The sequence below is a fragment of the Vreelandella sp. ssv genome (assembly GCF_059448525.1).
Window position 1 is genome coordinate 1,250,538 of the sequence record NZ_CM182545.1, and the last position, 24,160, is coordinate 1,274,697.

The 24,160-nt window shown below is 57.5% G+C and carries 21 protein-coding genes; 4 read left to right on the forward strand and 17 right to left on the reverse strand.

The genetic code is table 11. From position 1 onward, the window contains the following. Window positions 1-144: 144 nt before the first annotated feature. The 13 genes from AC5TBW_RS05805 to AC5TBW_RS05865 all read right to left on the reverse strand — a co-directional run bounded on the left by AC5TBW_RS05805 (window position 145) and on the right by AC5TBW_RS05865 (window position 13,130). Window positions 145-558 carry a RidA family protein gene (locus AC5TBW_RS05805; protein ID WP_495511149.1) on the reverse strand — a complete coding sequence of 138 codons (414 nt, stop codon included), beginning with the start codon at window positions 556-558 and terminating at the stop codon, window positions 145-147. An 11-nt stretch (window positions 559-569) separates the two neighbouring features. Continuing rightward, window positions 570-977: an acyl-CoA thioesterase gene (locus tag AC5TBW_RS05810; RefSeq protein WP_495511150.1), complete on the reverse strand. Its 408-nt coding sequence runs from the start codon at window positions 975-977 to the stop codon at window positions 570-572. Between the two features lie 26 nt (window positions 978-1,003). After that, complete coding sequence (locus tag AC5TBW_RS05815; protein WP_495511151.1) at window positions 1,004-1,684, reverse strand: ABC transporter ATP-binding protein; 681 nt, start codon at window positions 1,682-1,684, stop codon at window positions 1,004-1,006. Continuing rightward, window positions 1,677-2,429 carry an ABC transporter ATP-binding protein gene (locus AC5TBW_RS05820; RefSeq protein WP_495511152.1) on the reverse strand — a complete coding sequence of 251 codons (753 nt, stop codon included), beginning with the start codon at window positions 2,427-2,429 and terminating at the stop codon, window positions 1,677-1,679. Before AC5TBW_RS05820 ends, AC5TBW_RS05815 begins: the two co-directional genes overlap by 8 nt. After that, entirely contained in the window at window positions 2,422-3,462 is a 1,041-nt protein-coding gene (locus AC5TBW_RS05825) for a branched-chain amino acid ABC transporter permease (protein WP_495511153.1), read from the reverse strand. The genes AC5TBW_RS05820 and AC5TBW_RS05825 overlap by 8 nt, the downstream gene beginning before the upstream one ends. After that, on the reverse strand, window positions 3,455-4,375 hold the full coding sequence (locus AC5TBW_RS05830) for a branched-chain amino acid ABC transporter permease (protein ID WP_495511154.1): 921 nt from the start codon (window positions 4,373-4,375) through the stop codon (window positions 3,455-3,457). The genes AC5TBW_RS05825 and AC5TBW_RS05830 overlap by 8 nt, the downstream gene beginning before the upstream one ends. 63 nt (window positions 4,376-4,438) lie before the next feature. Then, window positions 4,439-5,581 carry an ABC transporter substrate-binding protein gene (locus tag AC5TBW_RS05835; RefSeq protein WP_495511155.1) on the reverse strand — a complete coding sequence of 381 codons (1,143 nt, stop codon included), beginning with the start codon at window positions 5,579-5,581 and terminating at the stop codon, window positions 4,439-4,441. Window positions 5,582-5,621: 40 nt separating this feature from the next. After that, the gene (locus AC5TBW_RS05840; protein ID WP_495511156.1) at window positions 5,622-7,325 is read right to left on the reverse strand and encodes an AMP-binding protein; all 1,704 of its coding nucleotides are present in this window, start codon (window positions 7,323-7,325) and stop codon (window positions 5,622-5,624) included. Between the two features lie 307 nt (window positions 7,326-7,632). Further along, window positions 7,633-8,766, reverse strand: a complete 1,134-nt coding sequence (locus tag AC5TBW_RS05845) for an acyl-CoA dehydrogenase family protein (RefSeq protein WP_495511157.1) — start codon at window positions 8,764-8,766, stop codon at window positions 7,633-7,635. Next, window positions 8,766-9,578: an enoyl-CoA hydratase family protein gene (locus AC5TBW_RS05850; RefSeq protein WP_495511158.1), complete on the reverse strand. Its 813-nt coding sequence runs from the start codon at window positions 9,576-9,578 to the stop codon at window positions 8,766-8,768. The genes AC5TBW_RS05845 and AC5TBW_RS05850 overlap by 1 nt, the downstream gene beginning before the upstream one ends. Window positions 9,579-9,628: 50 nt before the next feature. Next, entirely contained in the window at window positions 9,629-10,096 is a 468-nt protein-coding gene (locus AC5TBW_RS05855) for a MarR family winged helix-turn-helix transcriptional regulator (protein ID WP_495511159.1), read from the reverse strand. Beyond that, window positions 10,093-10,848, reverse strand: coding sequence for an SDR family NAD(P)-dependent oxidoreductase (locus tag AC5TBW_RS05860; RefSeq protein ID WP_495511160.1), 756 nt, complete (start codon window positions 10,846-10,848; stop codon window positions 10,093-10,095). The genes AC5TBW_RS05855 and AC5TBW_RS05860 overlap by 4 nt, the downstream gene beginning before the upstream one ends. Next, window positions 10,845-13,130: a bifunctional salicylyl-CoA 5-hydroxylase/oxidoreductase gene (locus AC5TBW_RS05865; protein ID WP_495511161.1), complete on the reverse strand. Its 2,286-nt coding sequence runs from the start codon at window positions 13,128-13,130 to the stop codon at window positions 10,845-10,847. The genes AC5TBW_RS05860 and AC5TBW_RS05865 overlap by 4 nt, the downstream gene beginning before the upstream one ends. Before the next feature lie 364 nt (window positions 13,131-13,494). On the opposite strand from AC5TBW_RS05865, the gene rsd reads away from it, so the two are divergent. Then, entirely contained in the window at window positions 13,495-13,983 is a 489-nt protein-coding gene (gene rsd, locus AC5TBW_RS05870; RefSeq protein ID WP_495511162.1) for a sigma D regulator, read from the forward strand. Between the two features lie 97 nt (window positions 13,984-14,080). Here the strand turns inward: rsd and AC5TBW_RS05875 are convergent, their stop codons facing one another. Both AC5TBW_RS05875 and AC5TBW_RS05880 read right to left on the reverse strand, forming a co-directional pair. Continuing rightward, window positions 14,081-17,152 (reverse strand): efflux RND transporter permease subunit, encoded by a 3,072-nt coding sequence (locus AC5TBW_RS05875; RefSeq protein ID WP_495511163.1) that lies wholly within the window; start codon window positions 17,150-17,152, stop codon window positions 14,081-14,083. Continuing rightward, window positions 17,136-18,263, reverse strand: coding sequence for an efflux RND transporter periplasmic adaptor subunit (locus AC5TBW_RS05880; RefSeq protein WP_495511164.1), 1,128 nt, complete (start codon window positions 18,261-18,263; stop codon window positions 17,136-17,138). The genes AC5TBW_RS05875 and AC5TBW_RS05880 overlap by 17 nt, the downstream gene beginning before the upstream one ends. Window positions 18,264-18,505: 242 nt before the next feature. Between AC5TBW_RS05880 and AC5TBW_RS05885 the strand changes: the two genes are divergently transcribed. Then, window positions 18,506-19,480 carry a malate dehydrogenase gene (locus AC5TBW_RS05885; protein ID WP_022519687.1) on the forward strand — a complete coding sequence of 325 codons (975 nt, stop codon included), beginning with the start codon at window positions 18,506-18,508 and terminating at the stop codon, window positions 19,478-19,480. A gap of 93 nt (window positions 19,481-19,573) precedes the next feature. Here the strand turns inward: AC5TBW_RS05885 and AC5TBW_RS05890 are convergent, their stop codons facing one another. Next, the gene (locus AC5TBW_RS05890; RefSeq protein ID WP_495511165.1) at window positions 19,574-20,230 is read right to left on the reverse strand and encodes a histidinol-phosphatase; all 657 of its coding nucleotides are present in this window, start codon (window positions 20,228-20,230) and stop codon (window positions 19,574-19,576) included. Between the two features lie 225 nt (window positions 20,231-20,455). Here AC5TBW_RS05890 and rppH point away from each other — a divergent pair, with 225 nt between their 5' ends. Together rppH and ptsP are read left to right on the forward strand one after the other, a co-directional pair. Continuing rightward, complete coding sequence (gene rppH, locus AC5TBW_RS05895; RefSeq protein ID WP_230805948.1) at window positions 20,456-20,947, forward strand: RNA pyrophosphohydrolase; 492 nt, start codon at window positions 20,456-20,458, stop codon at window positions 20,945-20,947. Window positions 20,948-21,035: 88 nt separating this feature from the next. Further along, window positions 21,036-23,297 (forward strand): phosphoenolpyruvate--protein phosphotransferase, encoded by a 2,262-nt coding sequence (gene ptsP / locus AC5TBW_RS05900; protein WP_495511919.1) that lies wholly within the window; start codon window positions 21,036-21,038, stop codon window positions 23,295-23,297. A gap of 13 nt (window positions 23,298-23,310) precedes the next feature. Here the strand turns inward: ptsP and AC5TBW_RS05905 are convergent, their stop codons facing one another. After that, window positions 23,311-24,093 (reverse strand): NRDE family protein, encoded by a 783-nt coding sequence (locus tag AC5TBW_RS05905; RefSeq protein WP_495511166.1) that lies wholly within the window; start codon window positions 24,091-24,093, stop codon window positions 23,311-23,313. Between the last annotated feature and the right edge of the window lie 67 nt (window positions 24,094-24,160).

Here is a 24,160-nt window from a genome sequence, read left to right on the forward strand (position 1 = left end):
CCTTAGCTCTGAGTGGAACGCAATAGCCTTCCGCGGGGGCGCTGTGAACCCATCCCTGGGCGCTACTTTCGCCATCCATGGCGAAAGACCCCCGCTGCAGGCTATTCCGTTCTTGTGCTCAGTGTTATCTTTTAGTAAGCAATTTTATACAGCCGGAATAACCGCCGTTGCTTCGATTTCTACCTTAGCTTGATCTTCCACAAGTCCCGCTACTTGAACCATCGTCATGGCCGGAAAATGCTTGCCCAGCACTTCGCGATAGGCAGCGCCCACCTCTTTAAGTCGTGCCAAATATTCCTTCTTATCCGTCACATACCAGGTTAGCCGCACGATATGCTCCGGGCCTGCGTTGGCCTCTTTCAATATCGCCACGATATTCTGCAGCGCCTGGTTTACCTGTACGACAAAGTCGTCGCTTTCGAACACTTGGTCGGCATTCCAGCCGATCTGGCCGCCCACAAAAACCGTCTGGCCGGAAGCCAGCACACCGTTGGCGTAGCCGATGGCAGGTTTCCAATGGGAAGGGTGAAGAAGCTGATGAAAGGTGGCGTCACTCATGATGGCTATCCTTATAAGTTATCGACGGTAATGTGCTGGCGTATTGCATCGGTCCATGGCATAGACTTACCGCTACTTAAATCCATAAACACTAAGGTGGAACAACTCGTTAAGCGTTTCTGTTCACCGCAATAAGCAGTGATCTGCAGGGTCAGGCTGCTACGCCCCAGCGCCTGCACCCATAACTCGAACGTTAGCAGCTCGCCCAACCGGCTAGGCGCATGAAACTGGGTGTCGATAGCGGCCGTGGGTACCCCGGTGCCGCTCTCTACATGCAACTGATTAAAGTCATGATGCAAAACCTCATCAAACCAGTCCTCTACCACGGAGTTAATCATCTCGAAGTAGCGCGGATAAAAAACGATTCCCGCTGGGTCGCAGTGCTGAAAGCGAACTTTTCGCTGGGTGGTAAACGCCATTGCTTTCCCTCTATTCTTATTCTCAACTACACGCCCAAGTATCGGTCGCGAATGGTGCTATCCAGCATGGCGGGTTTTCCATCCCACACCGTGCAGCCTTTTTCTAAGATGGTACAGCGGTCGGCGATAGGCAGGATTTCACTCAGGGATTTATCCACCAGCAGCGTGGCTTGACCTTGTTCCTTTAGCAGCCGAATCGCCCGCCAGATCTCCTGGCGAATCACCGGGGCCAGCCCTTCGGTCGCTTCATCCAGCACCAGCAGGCGCGGGTTGGTCATTAGCGCACGGCCAATGGCCAGCATTTGCTGTTCACCGCCCGAGAGCGTTTTGGCCATTTGCGCGCGGCGTTCTTCCAAGCGCGGAAATAGCGTTTCCACCTTCTCTAGTGTCCACTCGCCAGGGCGGGCCGTGACCAGCAGGTTTTCGCGTACCGACAAGTTGGGAAAGCAGCGACGACCCTCTGGCACCAAGCCAAGCCCTGCCTTGGCGATGCGGTAAGAGGGCAAGCGGCGTATGTTGTGAGTTTCAAACTCAATAGTGCCGCGGCTGGCCGGGGTGAGGCCGAATATAGACCGAATGGTGGTGGTTTTGCCCATGCCATTGCGCCCCATTAAAGCCACCATTTCACCGGCATTAACGTCAAGGCTTACGCCGAACAGCGCTTGGGACGGACCATAGAAGGTCTCGATATCAGCAACCTTAAGCATCAGAATCTCCCAGGTAGGCTTCACGGACGCGCGGGTCCTGCCTGATCGCGTGACTATCGCCATGGGCGATGACGCTCCCAGAGACCAGTACTGAGATGCGATCTGCCAAGCGAAAGACCGCTTCCATATCGTGCTCAATTAGCAGAATGGGCACTTCCAGCTTTAGCGCCTCAAGCAGCTCGGTCAGTTTTGCCGACCCTTCCGGCCCCAAGCCGGCCATGGGTTCGTCCAGCAGCAGGGCGCGGGGCTTGAGGGCTAGCGCGCAGGCCACTTCCACCTGGCGACGCTCGCCGTGGGAAAGCTCGAATACCGGTGTCCAGGCTCGGTGGCTAAGCTGCATGCGTTCCAGTGCCGCATAGGCGGGGTTTAGCAGGTCACGGTCGCGGGCGACGGGCTTCCAGAAACGAAAGCTATGACTCTCCAGCGCTTGAACGCCCATCATCACATTGCGCATTACCGACAACGGTTCGGCCAGCGATGACACCTGAAAACTCCGTCCCAGCCCGAGACGTGCGCGCTGGGCAATGCTCATGTCGGTGATGTCGGTGTCAGCCAGATAGACGCGGCCCTCGTCGGGGCGCAGGCTACCGGCAATCTGCCCGATCAGGGTTGATTTACCCGCGCCATTGGGGCCAATCAGGGCGTGGATTTCCCCCTGCCTGAGATCCAGCGACACATCGCTGGTGGCCTGCAGCGCCCCAAAGCGTTTATGCAGCTTTTGCAGTGAAAGGACGACCTCACTCATTGCGCTCACTCCCTGCCAGCCAGCCCATCACGCCGTGCTTGGCAAACAGCACGACGCCAAGCAATACCAATCCCAGAAAGAGCTGCCAATACTCGGTGATGCCACCCAGGAAGGTTTCCATCATCACAAACAGCACCGCCCCGGCCAGCGGGCCATAAAGACGCCCTACGCCGCCCAGAATGACGATGACCATCAGTTCGCCGGAGAAGTGCCAACTAAGCATCGAAGGGCTGACAAAGCCGTTCAGGTCTGCATAGAGGGCACCGGCAAGCCCGGTGATGGCCGCCGAGATGACGAATGCCACCAGACGAATGGGGTAAGGGCTGACTCCGGCCGTTGCCAGACGTACGTCATTCAGCCGGGCCATGGTCAGCGCTGCGCCAAAGCGGGATTTCATCAGCCGCGAAGTCAGCGCCATGGCCAGCACTAGCCCTGTGAAGCAGATCAGGAAATAGGTCAACGCATCACTGCTGTCGACAAGTGGCAGGGTATTGCGTATGTAAATAGGCAGCCCATCCTGACCGCCGTAGGTGGGCCAGGAGTTGGCAAAGTAGTAGATCATCTGCGCAAAGGCGAGGGTGATCATTATGAAGTAGACGCCGGTGGTGCGTAGCGAAATGGCGCCGATCGCCAGTGCCAATAGCGCGCACAACACGACAGCTGACAGCCACACCACCAGTAGACTATCGCTGCCCGGCACGCTGAAGGGCCAGCTCATGAACGGCGTCAGATCAAAGGCGTGGTAGGCGCTGATGCCCGCCACATAGCCACCCAGGCCAAAATAGGCCGCATGACCGAAGCTCACCATGCCGCCATAGCCAATCGCCAGATTGAGCCCGACGGCCGCCATGGCAATGATGGTGACCCGCGAGGCCAAGTTGACGTAATAAACTTGGCCTAAGAAATAAGCCACTACCGGTAGCACTAATAGCAGGCCGAGTAGGGTCATCTGTACCAGCCCTTTGCGGTCGAAGTGGCTATTCGAAAAGGTGTCTGACGCAGCGTTCTTGGAAAGGGGAGTGGTATTAGTCATGGGCAGAAAACAGTCCCTTGGGCTTGAACGCGAGGATGATGGCCATGAGGATATAGATCAGCATCGCAGCCAGTGAAGAACCGACCCCGGTGGCTTCGGAAGGCGGCATGAATGTCTGGAAGAAGAGCGGCAGATAGACTCGCCCCAACGTATCCACAATCCCCACAAGCAGCGCACCGAACAGCGCGCCTTTGATTGAGCCGATCCCGCCGATCACGATGACCACGAAGGCCAGGATCAGCACCGGCTCACCCATACCGACCTGCACGGACTGCAATGCCCCCACCAACGCGCCGGCCAGACCCGCCAGCGCAGCCCCCAGGGCAAACACTACGGTATACAGCTTGGCAATGTTGACCCCCAGCGCACCAATCATCTCGCGGTCGCTTTCGCCTGCCCGAATGCGCATACCTAAGCGCGTGCGGGAAATCAGCAGGTAAAGGGCAATCGCAATAGCGACCCCCACCCCGATCAGCATTAGCCGATAGATCGGGAAGCGGGTATCCCCCGGCAGGGTGACAAACCCGGTAAGCCAGGAGGGCGGGCTCAGCCATAACGGCGACGAGCCGAAGAGCCAGCGTGTGCCTTCTGAGAAAATCAGTATCAGTGCAAAGGTCGCCAATACCTGGTCAAGGTGAGGGCGATGATAGAGACGGCGTATGACCAGTAGCTCGACCAGCGCGCCGACCAGAGCCGCCGCCGTCATACCCGCCGCCAGGCCGATCAAAAAAGAGCCCGTCGAGGCAGCGACCGCCGCCGTGGCGTAGGCACCCACCATGTAAAAAGAGCCGTGGGCAAGATTGATCAGCCCCATCACCCCGAATACCAGAGTGAGGCCGCTGGCCATCAAAAACAGCATCGTGCCGAGCTGAACGCCGTTAAGCAGTTGCTCAATTAGCAGGGTAACGGACACGTTAGATAACCTTAACGAAGGTGAAGAGAAATGGCCGGGTGCAGGCACCCGGCCGAAGCGTGCTTACATCTGGCACTGTTCGTAATAGACGTCCTGGATATCTTCGATGGCGATACCGATCAGGCGATTGGTGGGTTCGCCATCGTCACCTTCCACGACTTCACGCACGTAGATGTCCTGGATGGGGTGCTGGTTGGGGCCAAAGCGGAACTCACCGCGCACGCTGTCAAAGTCAGCGGCCCGCAGCGCTTCGCGGAAGGCGTCCTTGTCATCGGGGTGAGCGGTTTCAAGCGCGCTGAGAATCAGGTTGGCGGTGTCGTAACCCTGTGCCGCGTAAAGCGTCGGCATGCGGTCGTAGGCGGCCTGGAAACCCTCTACAAAGCGCGCGTTGGCGTCATTTTCGAGGTCATAGGCCCACAGCGATGTATTGCGAGCGCCAATCGCTGCACTACCGACGGCCTTGATAAGAATCTCATCAAACGAGAACGCCGCACCAAAGATCGGCATGTCAACGCCGGAGCTCTCCCACTGCTTCATGAACGAGATACCCATGCCGCCAGGCAGGAAGAAGAACAGGCTGTCGGCATCGCTGTCGCGAATCTGGGCGATTTCTGCTGCATAGTCGGTCTGGCCCATCTGGGTATAGAGTTCACCGACGACGTCACCCTCATAAAGATGCTTGAAGCCCGCCAGCGCATCGGTGCCCGCTGGGTAGTTGGGCGCCATGATGATCGGGCGCTCGTACCCCTGTTCGCGCATGTAGGCGCCCATCGCGCCGTGCAGGTTGTCGTTCTGATACGCTACGTTGAAGTAGTTCTCGTGGCACATACGCCCGGCCAGATCGGAAGGACCGGCATTGGGGGAGAGATAAAAGGTGCCTTGACGTACCACCGAGGGAACGACGGCCATGGCCAGATTCGACCAAATAATCCCGGTCAGGATATCGACTTCATCGCGCTGCATGAACTCATTGGACAAGCTGCGGGCCAAATCAGGGCGTCTGGCGTCATCCTGGATCAGCACTTCAATATCGTCGCGGCCTGACTGCTCGAGTGCCAGCATGAAACCGTCGCGAACGTCCACACCCAGGTGGGAGCCACCGCCTGAAAGCGTGGTGATCATGCCGATCTTGACGTCATCGGCGTGAGCGGTCACCAGGCTGGAGGAAAGCAGTAAGCCAAGGCCAAAGCGGGATATCATTTTCATGGATCATTCCTCATTTTTTAATCGTTTATTGCTTAGAGGGTCATGCGTTAGTGTCGTTGCTACTGATGCCGGTGCTATTTATATCGGTACTATTCATATTGATGCCAGGAGCGCCAGCGCTCGGGTAATGTTCCTGGCTCAGCCGAAAGCGCTGAACCTTACCCGTCGATGTTTTAGGCAGTGCCTCGATAAATCGTATGGAGCGAGTATACTTGTACGGCGCGATGGTCTGCTTCACGAAGTCCTGCAACATTTGCTGACATTCTTCATCTTGCTGAAAACCATCGTTTAGAACAACAAAAGCCTCGACAATTTGGCCTCGCTCCTGGCTGGGGGCGCCAATCACCGCGCACTCTTTCACGGCAGGGTGAGCCAGCAAGGCCGCTTCCACCTCGGGGCCTGCGATGTTGTAGCCTGCAGAGACAATCATATCGTCGTTGCGGGCGGCGAAGTGGAAGTAACCTTCCTCGTCCTGGTAAAACGCATCGCCGGTAATATTCCACCCATCTTTTACATACTTTTGCTGGCGCTTGTCGGCCAGATAACGGCAGCCGGTAGGGCCGCGAACGGCCAGTTTGCCGACGGTGCCGGGCGGGACCTCATGCATGTCATTATCAACAATACGCGCTTCGTAACCGGCCACCGGCTTGCCGGTACAGCTGGGCCGGTGATCGTCCAGACGATTAGTGATAAAGATGTGCAGCATTTCGGTAGCGCCAATGCCATCGAGGATAGGGGTGCCGGTTTGCTTGATCCAGTCATGATAGATCGGCGCGGGCAGCGTTTCGCCAGCGGAGACGGCAACGCGCAAGCTGCTCAAATCCTCGTGGCGCGTGGGCGCGGCAAGCATCGCTCGGTAGGCCGTCGGCGCGGTAAACACCACCGTGGCCTGATACTCGCGGATGATATCCATCATGTTGGGCGGGGAGGCGTGTTCGAGCAGCACGGCGGTGGCACCGAAGCGCAGCGGGAAGATAGCCAGGCCACCCAGGCCAAAGGTGAAGGCCAGCGGGGGAGAGCCGACGAAGACATCCTCCGGCGTTACCTGCAAAACTTCTTTGGCGTAGCCGTCGGCAATCACCAGCAGGTCGCGATGAAAATGCATGGTGGCCTTGGGCGGGCCGGTAGTGCCTGAGGTAAATCCCAGCAGCGCCACATCGTCGGCGGCGGTGTCTACCGCTTCGAAGCTGGCGGACTTGCCGAGCGCAAGCCGATCCAGCTCGGCGTCATGGTTAGCGCTGCCATCAAAGCCGACAATACGCTTGAGAGCGGGGCTGTGTTCCTGGCAGGCGATGAGCTCATCGAGCAGACGGGTATCGCAGAGGGCGAGGCTGATTTCCGCTTTATCGATCACCTGGCAGAGCTCTTTGGTACGCAGCATCGGCATGGTATTGACCACCACGGCGCCCGCCTTGGTGGCGGCCAGCCAGCAGGCCACCATGGCCGGGTTGTTCGCCGAGCGGATCAGCACCCGCTGGCCGGGAACCACACCCAGATCCTCGACAAGCACATGGGCAAGGCGGTTGGTCCACTCGGTGAGTTCCTGGTAGGTACGGCGTCTACCATTACCTGCTAGGGCAATGCGCTGGCCGTGGCCAAGCGAGACCAGTCGGTCACAGAGTTCAACGCCCGCGTTGAGGCGCTCAGGATAATTACAGCCTGAAAGCAGGTACTCAGGCTGACAATCAGTGGGTGGCAGGTTATCCCGCGCAAAAGTATCAGCATGAGCCGACTGGCTATACATGACCAACCTCCGTATTTGGTGTCGTTGTTTATTCCTGCCCGAGCCATATAGGAATCAGGTCTTTCTCAGATGGTGATCTGCACCGCTTTGGTATCGAGAGCAGGTTTCCGCGAGGGCGCTGTGAACCCTTCCTTGGGCGCTACTTTCGCCATCCCTGGCGAAAGACCCTCGCTTCAACCTGCTCTCTTCCCCCGTTACCGGAGATTTACAAAGAAGTCATTTCCAACTGTGATAGCCCTGGGGCAGGGATACGGTGTCTGGCGTTGTGTTTTATTGTTTTGGTGACTGCTGTTCGGCTCTTTGCTGTTTACTCCTCCGCGAGCATGCTGCGGGCGATAACGATTTTCTGTACGTCCGAAGCGCCTTCATAAATACGCAGCGCACGGATTTCCCGGTAAAGGCTTTCGATGATATGGCCTTTGCGTACGCCATCACCGCCGTGTAGCTGCACCGCCTGGTCAATCACCTGCTGGGCCTGGTCGGTGGCAAATAGTTTTGCCATTGCCGCTTCACGGGTCACCCGCTCAGCGCCTTGATCTTTCGTCCAGGCCGCGCGGTAAACCAGCAGGGCGGCGGCATCCACACTGAGCGCCATATCGGCCAAGTGGCCCTGCACCATTTGTAGATCGGATAGCGTGGCGCCAAACAGCTCCCGGGAGCGGCTGCGGGAGAGCGACTCTTCCAGTGCCCGCCGGGCGAAGCCAAGGGCCGCCGCGCCGACCGTGGAACGGAAAACGTCTAACACCGACATGGCAATCCGAAAGCCTTGCCCTGGTTTACCGATCAAGGCGCTTGCAGGCAGCACCATATCGTTGAAGCCCAGCCGAGCCAGCGGGTGAGGTGCCACCGACTCCAGACGTTCGCGAATTTCCAGCCCCGGCGTATCGGCGGGTACCAGAAAGGCGGATAGCCCCTTGGCACCGGGGCCTTCACCGGTGCGGGCGAAGACCGTGTAAATATCGGCAATGCCGCCGTTGGAGATCCAGGTCTTTTCACCATTTAAGCGGTAGCTTTCACCGTCGCGCTCAGCCGTGGTATCCAGTTGGGCTACATCAGAGCCGGAGCGTGGTTCGCTCAGGGCAAACGCCGAGAGCGCTTCGCCGCGGCGGGTTTTGTCCAGCCACTGCTTCTGCTCATCGCTGCCATAAAGACTGATCGCGCCGGTGCCCAGCCCTTGCATGGCAAACGAAAAATCGGCCAGTCCATCATGGCGCGCCAGGGTTTCACGGATCAGACACAGGCTGCGCACATCGATATGCTCCCCCGCAGTGCCTTCCAGAAACCCGGCCTTACCTAAATCGCTTACCAGTTGAATGCAGGTTGCATCTACATCGCTGTGGTCGCGGGGAAGTTCAGTGCGGCACCACGCTTCGAGCTGCTCGGAAAGTTCGCGGTGTCTGGCCTCGAAAAAGGGCCATTCCAGAAATCGCTTGTCGCTCATCAGTCCCCCTTGAACTCAGGTTTTTGCTTGGCTACAAAGGCGTGGTAGGCGCGTTCGAAATCGTTGGTTTGCATACAGATCGCCTGGGCCTGGGCTTCCGATTCGATCGCCTGCTCCAGGCTCATCGACCACTCCTGGTTGAGCTGGGTTTTGGTAATGCTGTGCCCGAACGTTGGCCCATTGGCCAGACGGGTGGCATAGCCAATGGCGTCTTCCTCAAGGGACTCTGGTTCGACCACGCGGTTGTAAAAGCCCCACTGCAAGCCTTCCTCGGCGCTCATGCTGCGGCCGCTGTAGAGCAAGTCTGCCGCCCTGCCTTGGCCGATAATACGTGGCAGAATCGCGCAGGCGCCCATATCGCAGCCCGCCAGGCCCACGCGGGTAAACAGAAACGCCGTGCTGGCGCGGGGCGTGGCGAAACGAATATCCGAGGACATGGCAATAATGGCCCCCGCACCGACGCAAATGCCGTCGACAGCAGCAATAATCGGCTTACCGCAGTTCAGCATGGCCTTGACCAAATCTCCGGTCATGCGGGTGAATTCGAGCAGCCCCTTCATGTCCTTGCCCACCAGAGGGCCGATGATTTCATGCACATCGCCGCCGGAGCAGAAGTTTTCGCCGTTGGAGGTGAACACCACCGCGTGCACATCCGAGGCATAGGCCAGGTCACGAAAGGTATCGCGCAGTTCGGCGTAACTTTCAAAGGTCAGTGGGTTCTTGCGCTCCGGGCGGTTCAGCCGAATAACGGCGACATCACCGCTCATTTCCCAAATAAAGTGCTCCGGGGCCAAGTCAGCCATGCTCTTCATATTGTTGTTCTCGCCTGTGAGTGATTAATCGAGGCCGTTAAGGGGTGTAACTAAGGGACGTTGTTAGCAGAAGCCGGCAAGCGATGCAGCAACTCGCCTATATGGTGAGCATCCTCTTCGGTTACTCCTTCAAACAGCGCATTGATCCAGCGTTCATGTTCAATGGCCATACCGCTAAAGTTCTCTCGGCCAGCTTTTGTCAGGCACACCCGGGTGGCGCGCCGGTCGCCCTCAATGGCAATGCGCTCTACGGCGCCATCCTCCACTAGGCGATCAATAATGCCGGTGACGTTACCGTTGGAGACCCGCAGCCGCTTAGAGAGCTCGTTCATTTTCAGGCCCTCTTCAGCGGCATATAGCGCGGCCATCACATCAAAGCGTGGCAGTGTAGAGTCGTGCTCAGTACGCAGGCGTTCGCGCAGCTCCGACTCCACCTGACGAGTAACCCGCAGCATGCGTAGCCATAAGCGCAGGCGCTCCTTGCTTAAGCTGTTTTTCTCCACACTTTCAGACGTCATACTTCACCCCCCGAAATTGAGATCGCTTGGCCGTTAATCGCGCCGCTATTGGGCCCGCATAGCCATAGGGCTGTCGCGGTGACCTCTGCAGGAGTGACTAAGCGCCCGGTGGGGTTGGTCGATTGAAAATGTGCGGTAGCCTGTTCGGCGGACTGGCCGGTTTTGGTCACAATGTTCTCGACGCTGGCGGCCAGCAGCGGCGTATCGGTAAAACCGGGGCAGAGCGCATTGACGGTCAGGTTGCGCGTGGCGGTTTCAGCCGCCAGTGAACGCACCAGTCCCACCACGCCGTGTTTGGCCGCGCAGTAAGCGCCAACATACGCGTAGCCCTTCAGGCCTGCCGTGGAAGCCACAGCAATGAGTCGGCCGCCGTCATTTAACTGCTTCAGCCCTTCACGCAGGGTCAGAAATACCCCACTGAGGTTGACGTTCAGCATGCGCTGCCACTGCTCGAAAGAGGTCTTGGAGAACGGGGCGCTTTCCGCTGCCCCGGCGTTGGCGATTACGATATCGACGCTGCCCAACTGCTCGAAGAGCACTACCATGGCAGCTTCGTCGGTGACATCTACCACGGCGATATGGATGCCGTGGTGCTGTTCGGCGACCGCTTGAAGGGCAGCCTCCCGGCGGCCGGTAATAATGACCTCGGCGCCCGCCTGGGCAAAGGCCAGGGCCATATCGGCACCAATGCCACTGCCACCACCGGTAATCACGGCGCGTTTACCTGCCAGATCTTTATTTTCTAGGATCATACCCAGCCCTCGCCACGTTCAGCCAAACGCTGCAGCTGATCGGCGCCTGCACGGTAGGGCGCGGGCCATTCAACCTCGTGGTCACCCAACCCTGCAGCCACATGCAGCAGCCAGTAAGGGTCGGCAAGGTGCGGGCGGGCGATACACACCAGGTCGGCGCGTCCCGCCATCAGAATCGAGTTCACATGGTCGGCCTGATAGATATTGCCCACCGCCATGGTGGCGATAGGCGTCTCGTTACGGATCCGATCAGAGAAGGGCGTCTGGAACATGCGCCCATAGACGGGTTTGGCCTGAGTCGATGTTTGCCCGGCAGAGACATCGACGATATCCACCTTTGCATCGCGCAGCCGTTTGGCGATCTCCACCGCATCGTCTGGGGTGATGCCTTCATCACCGCACCAGTCGTTGGCAGAAATACGCACCGATAGTGGCTTATGAGCGGGCCAGGCGCGGCGCACGGCTTCGATCACCTCCAACGGGTAACGCAGTCGATTGTCCAGCGGGCCGCCGTAATCATCGTCCCGATGGTTGGTCAGAGGAGTAATGAACGAAGAGAGCAGGTAGCCGTGGGCGGCGTGAATCTCGATCATGTCGAATCCGGCGCGATCTGCCATCTGGGCAGCGCTGACAAATTCGTCGCGCACCCGATCCATATCATCACGATCCATCGCTTTAGGTACTTGGTTACGCTCTGACCAGGGCTGGGCCGAGGCGGCCATTATCGGCCAATTGCTATCTATAAGCGGGGCGTCCATCTCCTGCCAGCCAAGCTGGGTAGAGCCTTTCGCACCGGAGTGACCAATCTGGGCACAAAGTTTGGCTTTGGTTTCCGCATGGACGAAATCACACAGACGCTTCCAGGCTGTTTCGTGCTCCGGGGCGTATAAGCCTGGACATCCTGGGGTAATTCGTCCGGTGGGGCTGACGCAAGTCATCTCGGTATAGACCAAGCCTGCGCCACCTTTGGCGCGTTCGGCGTAATGGCTAAAGTGCCAGTCGGTGGGGCAGCCGTTGATGGCTTTATATTGCGCCATGGGGGAAACCACTACACGATTGACCAGCGTCATATCGCGCAGTTGGTAAGGTGCAAACATTGGCGCGCGGGCACTGTCTGGATTTCCCGCCTGGGTTTGAAACCAGCGCTCTGCGCTTTCTAACCACTGAGGGTCGCGCACCCGCAGGTTTTCATGGCTGATGCGCTGGGAGCGGGTCAAAAGGGAGTAGTTGAACTGCACCGGGTCCAGGTCCAGGTAGCGCTCTACCTGCTCGAACCACTCGGTGGAGTTGCGCGCCGCGGACTGCAGGCGGAGTACCTCGAAGCGACGCTCCTCCTCGTAGCGAGCGACGGCGGCTTCCATGCTGTTTTCACTATGTAAGCAGTTAGCCAGCGCAATAGCGCTTTCAAGGGCGAGTTTGGAGCCGGAACCAATCGAGAAGTGGGCAGTAGCGGCAGCATCGCCCATTAACACCACGTTCTCATAGCGCCAGCGTTCGCAGAGGACTCGAGGGAAGTTGATCCACGCCGAGCCGCGTATGTGGTTGGCATTGGTCATCAGTGAATGACCGTCAAGATGCTTGGCAAAAATCCGTTCGCAGACCGCAATTGATTCCTGCTGGCTAAGCTCACCAAAGCCGAACGCCTGCCAGGTGGCCTCGCTGCACTCAACGATAAAGGTCGCCGTATCGTTATCGAATTGGTAAGCGTGGGCCCAGACCCAGCCATGCTCGGTCTTCTCAAAAATAAAGGTAAAGGCGTCGTTAAAGGTTTGATGCGTACCCAGCCAGACAAACTTGCAGGCCCGCACATCAATGTCGGGTTTGAAATGCTCAGCATAGGTTTGGCGAGTGCGGGAGTTGAGGCCATCAGCGGCCAAAACCAGATCATACTCACGCCGGAACTGATCAATGCTGGCTTCCGTAGCATCGGTTTCAAAGCGCATTTCAACGCCCAGTTCGCGAGCGCGCTCCTGAAGCAGGATTAATAGTTGGCGGCGGCCAATGCCGCAAAAACCGTGGCCTGTGGAGACCGTCTTAACGCCCTTGTGCACAACCGCAATATCATCCCAATAGGCAAAATGCTCACGAATACGCTCTGCGCTGACCGGGTCGTTGGCTGCCAGGTTGTCGAGGGTTTCGTCTGACAGCACCACGCCCCAGCCAAAGGTATCGTCTGCGCGGTTACGTTCTATCACCACTACGTCATGGGAAGCATCCTTTAGCTTCATGCTGATAGCGAAATAGAGGCCGGCAGGCCCTCCACCCAGGCAGGCGATTCTCATTTTTGTTCTCCACAGGAAAGCAGGCTCTTTTCTGAAGATAGGAGAGGTGTTGATAAAATTCAAGCATAAACTTTTTAGGCTTAAAGTATTTTTTCATGTGTGCGCCTGGTGACAAAGTACGGCTGTCCTCGCAATGCCCGCCGGAAGATGAGAGCATTAAGAGAGACAGCTTGAAAGCATGATTGATGCAATTAGAAAGTTGGTCATTATTTATAGAAGAAAGCGTTATTATTATTGAACACTTCGCACCAAGGAAACCGTGCCTGCTGGGATTGACAGGGGTAGGTGGAGGCGCGACTCTAAGCCTGTTCGTTAGTCAGAGCGGCTAATTGTAGTTTTAAGGTGACGTTAAGGAGAAAGCCCCATGCTCGAAGATTGCAAAAATGCCCTGGAGCGCTGGGGAGGCGTGCATGCATTGATTGACCGCTGGCTGGATCAGCGACGTCAGCTGTTAATTAGCTTTATTGAGCTGAAAGAAGCGTGCGACGTTGAACTGGAAGCGGTCAGCAAAGCGCCTATTGATACGTTCAGCGAGCAATTAATGGACTATATTAGCGCCGGTCACTTTGAAATTTATCCTCAACTGTCGGAAGAGGCGCAGGCCTTCGGCGATGAGGGCGCGCTGGTCATCGCAGAGAAGTTGCTCGAACGTTTAGAGATGTCGACCGAGATGGTTTTGGAGTTTGATACCGATTTTGGCTCCACCCTTAGCTGCGAGCAAAATATTGCCCGGCTACCGGCCTGGATTGACCGTTTGGCTCGCGGTCTCACCGAGCGTTTCGCGCTGGAAGACCAGTTAATCGCGCGTTTACACGCCGCCCACAGCCCCCAGAACACCAAAGCACCTGCGTAACCTTCATAGCTGAAAGCATCCGTATCTACAGGCGCCGCCACGCGGCGCTTCTGCTCCTCAATAATCTCAACCCACCCCGGCACCGCTTTGCGTTGCGTCACCCCCTGCGACGAAGCTTCCCGCCAATCACCAACATACAAGGCGTAAGCAGTAGCGTAAGCGCTGTGCCGAAGGTGAGGCCACCGGCGATGGCGCTCGACATTTGCGTCCACCACTGGGCGGAGGGCGCATTAAAGCCAAGGGCAGGGGTAAACAGATCGACATTGATCCCCAGCACCATCGGCATCAGACCTAAAACCGTGGTGATCGCCGTTAACAGCACCGGACGAAGGCGTAAGCAGCCCGCTTCCAGCGCGGCCTCGCCGGGCGTCATACCTTGGCCACGAAGCTCGTTATAGGTGTCGATCAACACGATATTGTTATTAACCACGATGCCCGCCAGGGCAATTACCCCCATGCCCACCATGACAATGCCGAAAGCCTGGCCGGTAATCAGCAGGCCCATCAGCACCCCTGCGGTGGAGAATACAATCGCCGAAAGCACCAATCCTGCCTGATAGAAGCTGTTGAACTGAGTGACCAGAATCAGCGCCATCAGGCCAATCGCAATCATGAACGCACTGGCCAGGAACTGCATCGACTCCTGCTGATCCTCCTGTTCGCCCGCCACATTGACCATTAAACCGTCAGGCAGGCTATCGCGACCCGCCTCTAGCAGCGCCCGCAGACGCTCATCGGCAAGATAGCCAGGAGCGAGATCGGCATCCATGGTAATCGCCCGGCGACCATCGATACGGTTAAGGGTGCCCACCTTGGGCGCCGGTTCCAGTGTTACAAAGTGCGAAATAGGGACCTGTCCCCGCGAGGTGTTGATCGTCAAGCGTTCAAGCTGGTTCAGCGAACGCCAGTTCTGCGGCAGGCGCACGCGGATATCCACTTCATCGCTGACTTCGGGTGGCCGATAACTCGCCACCTGCAGGCCGGTGGTGAGCAGCTGTACTGCGCTGCCAATGGTAGTGACATCGGTGCCCATGCGCGCCGCAGCTTCACGGTCAACGTTTACTCGCCACTCCACGCCGGGCAGGCTGCGGTTGTCCTGAATGTCGGTAAAGCCCCCCAGTTCGCGCATTAACTGGGTTAACTGGTTAACGCCTGCATCAGCGACGTCAGGATTCGTGGCGCTCACCTCAAGCACGATTGGCTTGCCGCCACCGGGCCCCATTTCCTGCTCCTGGAACTCCAGGGTAATACCGGGAATATCACGGGCACGCTCGGCCATATCGTCCAGAATCGCCTGGGCAGGGCGCCGCTCATGCCAGTCGATAAACTGGAACTGGAGCATGCCAACCACATCACTGCCCATTTGCTCGTTAGGTACCGCAAACGAGCGTGCATAGAGCGCTCTCACTTCGCTCATGCCGGATAGCTTCGCCTCTACCCGCTGCACAATGGCATCGGTCTCCAGGGCGGAGAAATCACCGCGGGCGCGCACCAGTACTTGGGCACTATCAGGCTCTACGCTGGGGAAAAAGTCGACCCCGTGGTTAAAGCGGGCATAGCCGGTATACAGCAGCACCATCAATAGCACAGTAACCAGCAGTACCCAGGCAGGATGCTTAAGCAGCCGGGTCAGCAGGTGTCGATAGCCGCGCCCGAAGGAGGTTGTGGCCTCTTCATTATTCGTCGATGATTGCTTCGCATCGGTCCTGGTAAACAAGCGCCCTAGGGTAGGCAAGAACACCAGCGCCATGGCCAGTGATGCCAGCAGACATAAAATCACCGTGGCGGGCAGGTACTTCATAAACTGTCCCACCACGCCGGGCCAAAACAGCAGGGGAATAAACACGGCAAGCGTAGTGGCCGTCGAGGCAATGACCGGCCAGCTCATACGCGAAGCGGCGTTGAGCCACGCTTGATGGGGCGTTTGCCCATCGCGCAAGTGGCGGTCGGCAAGTTCACTCACAACAATCGCCCCGTCGACCAGCATGCCTGCCACCAGAATCAGCGCAAACAGCACCACGATATTGAGCGTAAAACCAAATGCCCACACCAGCAGGATACCGGTCAAGAAAGCGCCGGGAATGGTCAGGCCTACCAACAGCGCCATGCGCCAGCCCATCACCGCCACCACCACAATCAGTACCAGCACTACGGCGGTCAGTACGTTGTTGAGTAGCTCGGAGAGCATATTCTCAACGGTGGTCGACTCATCCAGAATAGTGGTGAACCGCAGTTGCTCAGGTAACAAATCATCCGCTTCAGCTAAGCGGTCACGGACAGCACCAATGGTGGCGATGATATTCGCCCCAGCGCGCTTGGAAATTTCCAGCACCACGGCGGGTTGGTCATCAATGCGGGCAAAGCCTTCCGGCTCTTTATAAGTGGGATTGATCCATGCCACATCGCCAAAGGTGACGACGCGATCCTCATCCACCTTGACCGGCATGTTCATGACATCGTCAAGGGATTCGATAATGCCGGGGACTTTCAGCGCCAGACGCCCCGCGCCGGTATCCAGACTGCCTGCCGCCACCAAGCGATTATTGCGCGATACTTGGTTAAACAGCGCATCAAAATCGACTCCGTAGCTCTCCAGCACCAGCGGATCAACGACGATTTCCAGCAGGTCTTCCCGCTCACCGGCTATGTCGACTTCCAGCACATCGGCGATGCCTTCGATCTCTTCCTGCAAGCGCCGGGCAATCGTCATGCGCTCGCGGGTATCCAACTGCCCTGATAGGCCAATGGTCAAGACCGGAAACTCTGAGACATTGACCTCCATCACGCGAGGCTCATCGGCCTCGTCAGGCAGCTCGCTACGGGCAATATCCACGCGATCACGCACGTCGGTCAGCGCAGTATCGGGGTCGAAGCCAGGGTCGAACTCCAGCGTAATCGAGCCATGGCCTTCGCTGGACTGGGCGGTAAACTTGCGCAATCCCTCAATGCCGCGCAGCTCCTGCTCCATGGGCCGAATCAGTAGCCGCTCACCATCCTCGGGGCTAACCCCCTCCAACGACAGCGATACATAAATCATCGGGATGGTGACGTCGGGGTTGGCTTCTTTTGGGATCATCTGCCAAGCAGCAATGCCCGCCAGCAACAGACCCACCAGCAGCAGTAGCGTCGTGCGGGTGTGGGCTAGCGCCGCATTAATCAACTGACGCATGAACGCTATCCTGCCCGGCTTGCGGTTGTGGTTGCGTAATAATGGCGTCTTCAACGGGCACCGGCGTTACCGTTTCGCCGGTATCCACCATGCCGGCACCTAGCGTAATGAGACGCAGCGGATCGGGTAGGCCGGTCACATAGGCGCGCTGTATATCGGCGCTCACCAGCTCGACGACCGTCTGTTGCACCTGATCGTTCTCATCCAGATGCTTGACGGCCAGTTGGCCCTCACTGTTCAAGCTGAGCAGGGCAGGCGACAGAGTGTGCACCTGGCGGGGTGGCAGCGTAATCGTCAGTTCCGCGCTACCGCCCGCTAGACGTTTACCCGCCGGGTTGTCGAAGGTGGCTTCGATGTAAAAAGTGCGCGTGGCCTCTTCGGCGCGGTGGCTAATAAAGGTCAGCTCGCCTTCCAGATGGTCGCCATTGAGTAACCGTGCGGTTACCGGCAGCCCCTCGCCCAAATCGCCTACCTGCTGCTGAGACACCCAGGCGGCACCTTTCAAACGGCGGTCATCCACTAACTGGGCCCACTCTTCTCCAGGCTGTAATAGGTCGCCTAGTTCCACCTGAACGCGGTTCAGTACGCCATCAAAAGGGGCCGTGGGGCGGCTGTCGTCCAATTGCTTCTGCAGCTGGGCCACTGAGGCGGCACTGGCGCTGAGTGCACTTTGCAGGCGCAGTAGTTCAGGCTGTGAGATCAGTTCTCGCTGGCGCAGGTTGCGGGCTCCGGCATACTCCGCCTCAGCGACCGCTAGCTCGTCCCGGGCCTGCTTGATCTGTTCAGGCAGGGCATCGTTATCCAGCACCAGTAGCGTCTCGCCCGCATTCACACGGCTGCCTTGCGCGACTGGCTTTTCGGCTACAAAGCCCGCGACGTTGGCACGCAGGGTGGTTTCGCGTTCAGCGGTCAACTGGCCTTGAATGATCTGTTGGGGAATAAACGGCGTGCTCTGCTGCACCGCAATTTCTACCCGTGGCCCCGTATCGCTGCGGGGAGAAGCTTCCGGCGCACTGGTTTGGAAACGCTGAAAATTACCAAAGGCTAGCCATATCACCAGCGCCAGCACCAGTAAGCTAGCTAACGCATAAGAGAAGGGGATTTTTCGCATGGAGCGTCCATGTCCTTAGCAAAACAATAAAGGAGGGCATAAAATCGAAGATACCATAGCGCAACTCAACCTTTTCAGCGAGTAGCAAGCCGCTGAGCGAATGATAAGTATGGTAAAGGGGTAGTAGCCTCTTGTCTGATTGAGTTTTTCCCCGGCTGGGCATACCATCTTTGCGTCTTGAGTTCTGTTGAGCCACTCCTCAGGCGAGAACCATCCCCAGGCGAACCTATCAAGGAGCAATGATGAAAGATCCAGTACGTATTGCGATTACCGGCGGCGCCGGTCAGATCAGCTACTCACTTATTTTCCGCATCGCCGCAGGCGACATGTTAGGGCCGGATCAGCCAGTCATTCTCCAGCTGCTGGAAATTCCCCAGGCAATGGACGCCCTGAACGGCGTGGTCATGGAAGTTAACGACTGTGCCTTCCCGCTGGTACAAGACATCGTCGCGACCGATGACCCTAACGTAGCGTTCAAAGACGCTGATTTCGCCCTGTTGGTTGGCGCACGTCCGCGTGGTCCAGGCATGGAGCGTAAAGATCTGCTGGAAGCCAACGCAGCGATTTTCTCCGTGCAAGGTAAAGCGCTGAACGATCACGCTAGCCGTGATGTGAAAGTGCTGGTCGTGGGTAACCCGGCCAACACCAACGCGCTGATTGCTTCCTGCAACGCGCCGGATCTGGACGCAGGACAGTTCACCGCGATGACGCGCCTGGACCACAACCGCGCCCTGACCCAGCTGGCACAGAAAACCGGCAAGCACGTCACCGACGTTGAAAACATGATCATCTGGGGCAACCACAGTGCCACCCAGTATCCGGATCTGGCCCAGTGCAAAGTCGACGGCAAAGCAGCGTTCGATCTGGTTGAGCGCGACTGGTACGAGAACGACTTTATCCCCACCGTGCAGCAGCGCGGCGCGGCGATCATCAAAGCACGTGGCGCCTCTTCTGCCGCCTCTGCTGCCTCTTCCGCCATCGACCACATGCACGACTGGGCGCTGGGTTCCAAAGGCATTGTCAGCATGGCGATTCCGTCTGATGGCAGCTATGGCATCGACGAAGGCATCATCTACTCCTACCCAGTGCGTTGCCAGGGTGGCAAGTATGAAATCGTTCAAGGCTTCGAAATTGACGAATTCAGCCAAGAGAAGATGAAAGCCACCGAGAAAGAACTGCGCGAAGAGCGTGCAGCCGTCGAGCACCTGCTCGGCTAAACGCGCCTGCTGGCGCTTTTGACTGAGCGCCATCAACGCAAAAGCCCTGCAAGCTATGCTTGCAGGGCTTTTTTTATACTCCAACCACTCACTTCAATCCCGCAAGCTCATAATCCGCCATTGGCGCTCTTCGGCGACTTTGCGCAGGGTGTCGTCGGGGTCTACCGCGACGGGACGATCGACTTTCTCAAGCAGGGGTAGGTCATTGTGGGAGTCGCTGTAAAACCAAGCGCCCTCCATTGAAATGTCCTGCTGTTCAAGCCACTGGTTCAAACGAGTGACTTTGCCTTCGCGATAGCTTGGGATACCCGAAACACGCCCAGTGTAGCGGCCCGCATGTACTTCCGGGTTAACGGCAATTAGGTGATCAACCCCTAAACGCTCGGCAATCGGTGCGGTAATGAAGCGGTTCGTGGCTGTAATGATCAGCAGCACATCGCCTTTGGTGCGGTGGCGCGCCAGCAGTTCTTCCGCTTTGGGCAGAATATGCGGTTCGATTTTGCTGGCCATAAACTGCTGGTGCCACGCCGAAAGCTGTTCAGGTGGATTGTCAGCCAATGGCTTAAGCGCCATTTCCAAAAAGGCGGCCATATCCAGGGTGCCTGCATTGTAATCGGCCATGAAGCGCTCATTGGCTTCCCGGTAAGCGATCGGGTCGACGGCCCCTTGTTCGAGTAAAAACTCGCCCCAGGCATGATCGCTGTCGATGGATAGCAGCGTATTATCCAAATCGAATATGGCCAGACTCACGGCGCTCCCCTTTATTAGTCGTTGGTAAGTGACGGTCAGTAGTGCTCTGAAAGGCGCTAGTTAAGCAAGTAGCGGACGCGGATTATCGCAGAGTCGCCATGCCATTCCCATCAACGATAAGGCTTAGACAACGTAAGCATTCACTACTTAGCGTTATATTGTATTGATACGCTTGTCACCCTTGTGGAAAAATGGGGACAACTGAAAATTTATAAGGTGATGTCCGTGATCGACGCTGACGGCTTTCGCCCCAATGTTGGCATCATCATTGCCAATAGCCAGGGGCAGCTGCTTTGGGCGCGTCGGGTAGGACAAAATGCGTGGCAATTTCCCCAGGGGGGCATCAATGCAAGCGAGACGCCACAACAAGCACTTTTTCGTGAGCTTTACGAAGAAATCGGCCTAACCGCCGACGATGTTGATATTGTTGCCTGCACCCGGGGCTGGCTACGCTACCGTCTGCCACGACGTATGATTCGCACGCATTCGCGTCCGGTCTGTATAGGCCAGAAGCAGAAGTGGTTTTTACTTAAAATCCGTTGCCAGGAAAGCCAAATCTGTATGACGGCAACCCCCACACCCGAATTTGATGGGTGGCGATGGGTAAGCTACTGGTACCCGCTAGGGCAGGTAGTGCCTTTTAAGCGAGAGGTATATCGGCGCGCGCTGAGAGAATTGTCTCTCCGCGTTCAGCGCCTGGCACAGGATGACGATTAGGGCGACACGCCGCTGCTCAAGGTAGAGCGGCAGTAGTTTGCCAAGAAATTCCTCAGCGAGGCAAATAACAGTGAAAAGTAAAACGTCCATGCTTGAGGTGCTGCGCCGGGTGATTCAGGAAGTGAATGGCGCGCGCAACCTCGACGCCGCGCTGTCCACAATGGTACGCCGAATTCGTAAAGCGATGCAGACCGATGTGTGCTCCTTCTACCTCTACGACAAAGAGCTTGAGTCACTGGTACTCATGGAGACCATCGGTCTGCGCACCCAAGCAGTAGGGCGCGTAGTACTGCCGCTTGGGGAAGGTTTGGTGGGGTTAGTGGGCAAACGCAGTGAACCTTTAAACCTTGAAGACGCCCAGACTCACCCGCAATTCCGTTACTTTGAAGCCACCGGTGAAGAGCGTTACTCCAGCTTTTTAGGCGTGCCGATTATTCATCAGCGCCATATGCTGGGTGTACTGGTGGTGCAACAAGCCGAAAAGCGCCGCTACGACGATGAAGACGAAGCTTTCCTGGTCACCATGGCGGCTCAGCTGGCGGGCGTATTGGCCCACGCACTGGCGACGGGCAATCTCATGCGCCCGGCGCTTGCCGGTGGCCAGGCAATGTTTAAAGGGGTGCCCGCATCTCCCGGTATGGCCATGGGCGAAGCGGTGGTGATTACTCCCCCGGCTGACCTCAATAGCGTTCCCGATTTAGTGCCCAGCGACCAGGATTACGAGGTTGCTCGCCTAAAGGAAGCCATCGGCAAAACCCGCAGTGAAATTCGTGCGGCCGCCGAACGGTTGGCAAGTCGGATCTCCGCCCAGGAGCTGGCGCTGTTTGATGTTTATCAGCAGATGCTGGGCGAAGCGGCGCTGGCCGATGAAGTCGAAAAGCGTATTCGTGAAGGGCAGTGGGCGCCAGGCGCGCTCGCCGACGTAGTGCGCCGCCATGTGCAGTACTTAGAGCGTGTCGACGATAACTACCTGCGTGAGCGCGCCGCCGATATTCGCGATCTGGGCCGCCGAGTGCTGGCGCACCTGCAGGAAGATACCCCCTCTACGCCGGAAACCTACCCGGATAACGCCATTCTGGTTGGCGATGAGATCAGTGTGGCGATGCTGGGTGAAGTCCCCCGCGATAAGCTTAAAGGATTGGTCTCGGTGCGGGGTTCCAGCACCTCCCACGTGGCGATTGTCGCCCGCGCCATGGGCATTCCTACAGTGCTGGGCATGGTCGATTTGCCGCTGCCACGCCTGGGGGGTGCTCCGGTGGTGCTGGATGGCCATCGTGGTCGGCTGTTTGTACGCCCAGCGCCTGAACTTACCGCGCGCTATGAAAGTCTGATCGCCGAAGAAGAGGCGCTCAGCGAACTGCTTGAGCACGAACAGGATCTGCCCAGTGCCACGCCCGATGGTCACACCATGCCGCTCATGGTGAATACCGGGTTGGCAGTCGACGCCACTGCGCTGCTGAAAAGCCGCATCGGTGGGGTGGGGCTCTACCGTACCGAAGTGCCGTTTATGATTACCGAACGTTTCCCCGGCGAAAAAGAGCAAACCAAGCTCTACCGCGACCAGCTTGAAGGCTTCGCGCCGCTGCCGGTAGTGATGCGTACCCTGGATATTGGGGGCGATAAGGATCTGCCCTATTTCCCCATTGAAGAGGCCAACCCATTCCTTGGCTGGCGCGGTATGCGGGTAACGCTGGATCACCCCGAAGTACTGATGGTGCAACTGCGCGCCATGCTTAAAGCGTCAATCGATCTAGACAACCTCTACGTGCTGTTACCGATGATCACCAACGTAGAAGAAGTAGATGAAGCGCTGCGCCTGCTGGATCGCGCCATTTTAGAGCTAGGCGAAGAGGGTATTCCCGTCATCAGGCCAAAAGTCGGCGTAATGATTGAAGTGCCCGCCACCATCTACCAAATGGACGCACTGGCGAAACGTGTCGACTTCTTCTCCGTGGGTAGCAACGATTTGACCCAGTACTTGCTGGCAGTGGATCGCAACAACCCGCGGGTATCGAGCCTTTACGATGCCCTTCACCCCGCGCTGCTCGGTGCCCTGCTTGAGCTGGCCAATGACGCCACGCGGCTGAATAAGCCCATTTCGCTATGCGGTGAGTTAGCCGGTGATCCGGCCGGGGCTTTGTTGCTGATGGCCATGGGCTTTACCAGCCTATCCATGAACGCGCCCAGCCTGCCCAAAGTGCGTGCAGCCATTCGTCGAGTACCGTTTAGCGATGCCCAACAACTGCTCAAAGAAGTAATGGAGCTGGACACGCCTGCCCAGGTGCATGCCCATTTAGATCAGCGTTTGGATGAGTGGCAGTTGTCGCACTTGATGCCACCCCGCGACTAATAGGTGTTTGGCATTAACGGCTGGGTAGCGCTAAGGAGGTTTCACCTTCAAAGCGCCCCAGCGGTCCAAAGCGCTGCTCGGTAATGTCGATGTTCCCTTGGGCGTCTAATGTTAGCCACGAAGTGGCACGGGTGCCATAGCGCTCGCCAACAATAAACGCCGCCGACAGCTGGCGCTCTAATTCAAGCCCTACGCCAGTATCCGGTAACTCCTCCACAGCCGCTTCCTGCGAATTCTGCATGGCGCGCTGAACGGTGGTTGGCCATTCGGGTAATAAGCCATTGGGTAGCAGCTGCTGCTCAAGGGCACTGCGAACGTGTAAAAGTTTTGGCCAGGGGGAATCAATATCGGCATTGGATAGCCCGTGCACACCGGGAGCCACATCATTTAGAACCAGACGATTACGGCTGCGGTGCAAGTGCCAAAGCCGCTGTGGGGTCGCCACTAACAAATTAAAGCCCGCGTAACTGAGTGCCTCGCCCTTGCTGAGCGTGGTAAGCCAAGCGTCAATGTCGTCGCACTGCAGGGCATCAGCGACCAGCTCGCCCCGGCTTGGCGCACCGGGCGGCGTGCCTAATTGCAGATCACGTACGTTGGTCAAGGCCGCAATAATGCCGCCGTGCTTGGCCGCCAGCCAAGATCCTCCGGCCTCTAAATCACGACCACCGACAATCCCTGGGTTATCTTTCCACTCCGCCAGCGGCGCGGTCGGACGAGCATGGAACTCATCACGGTTGCCTATCAGCCGCAAAGGCGTAGGCGTGCCAGGTTGCCAAGCAAATGTAATCAAACACATAGCAAACTCTTAGGGGAAAAGGATGAAAAACGTTCAACGGAAGAGCAGCATGACAGTAACGAAGTGT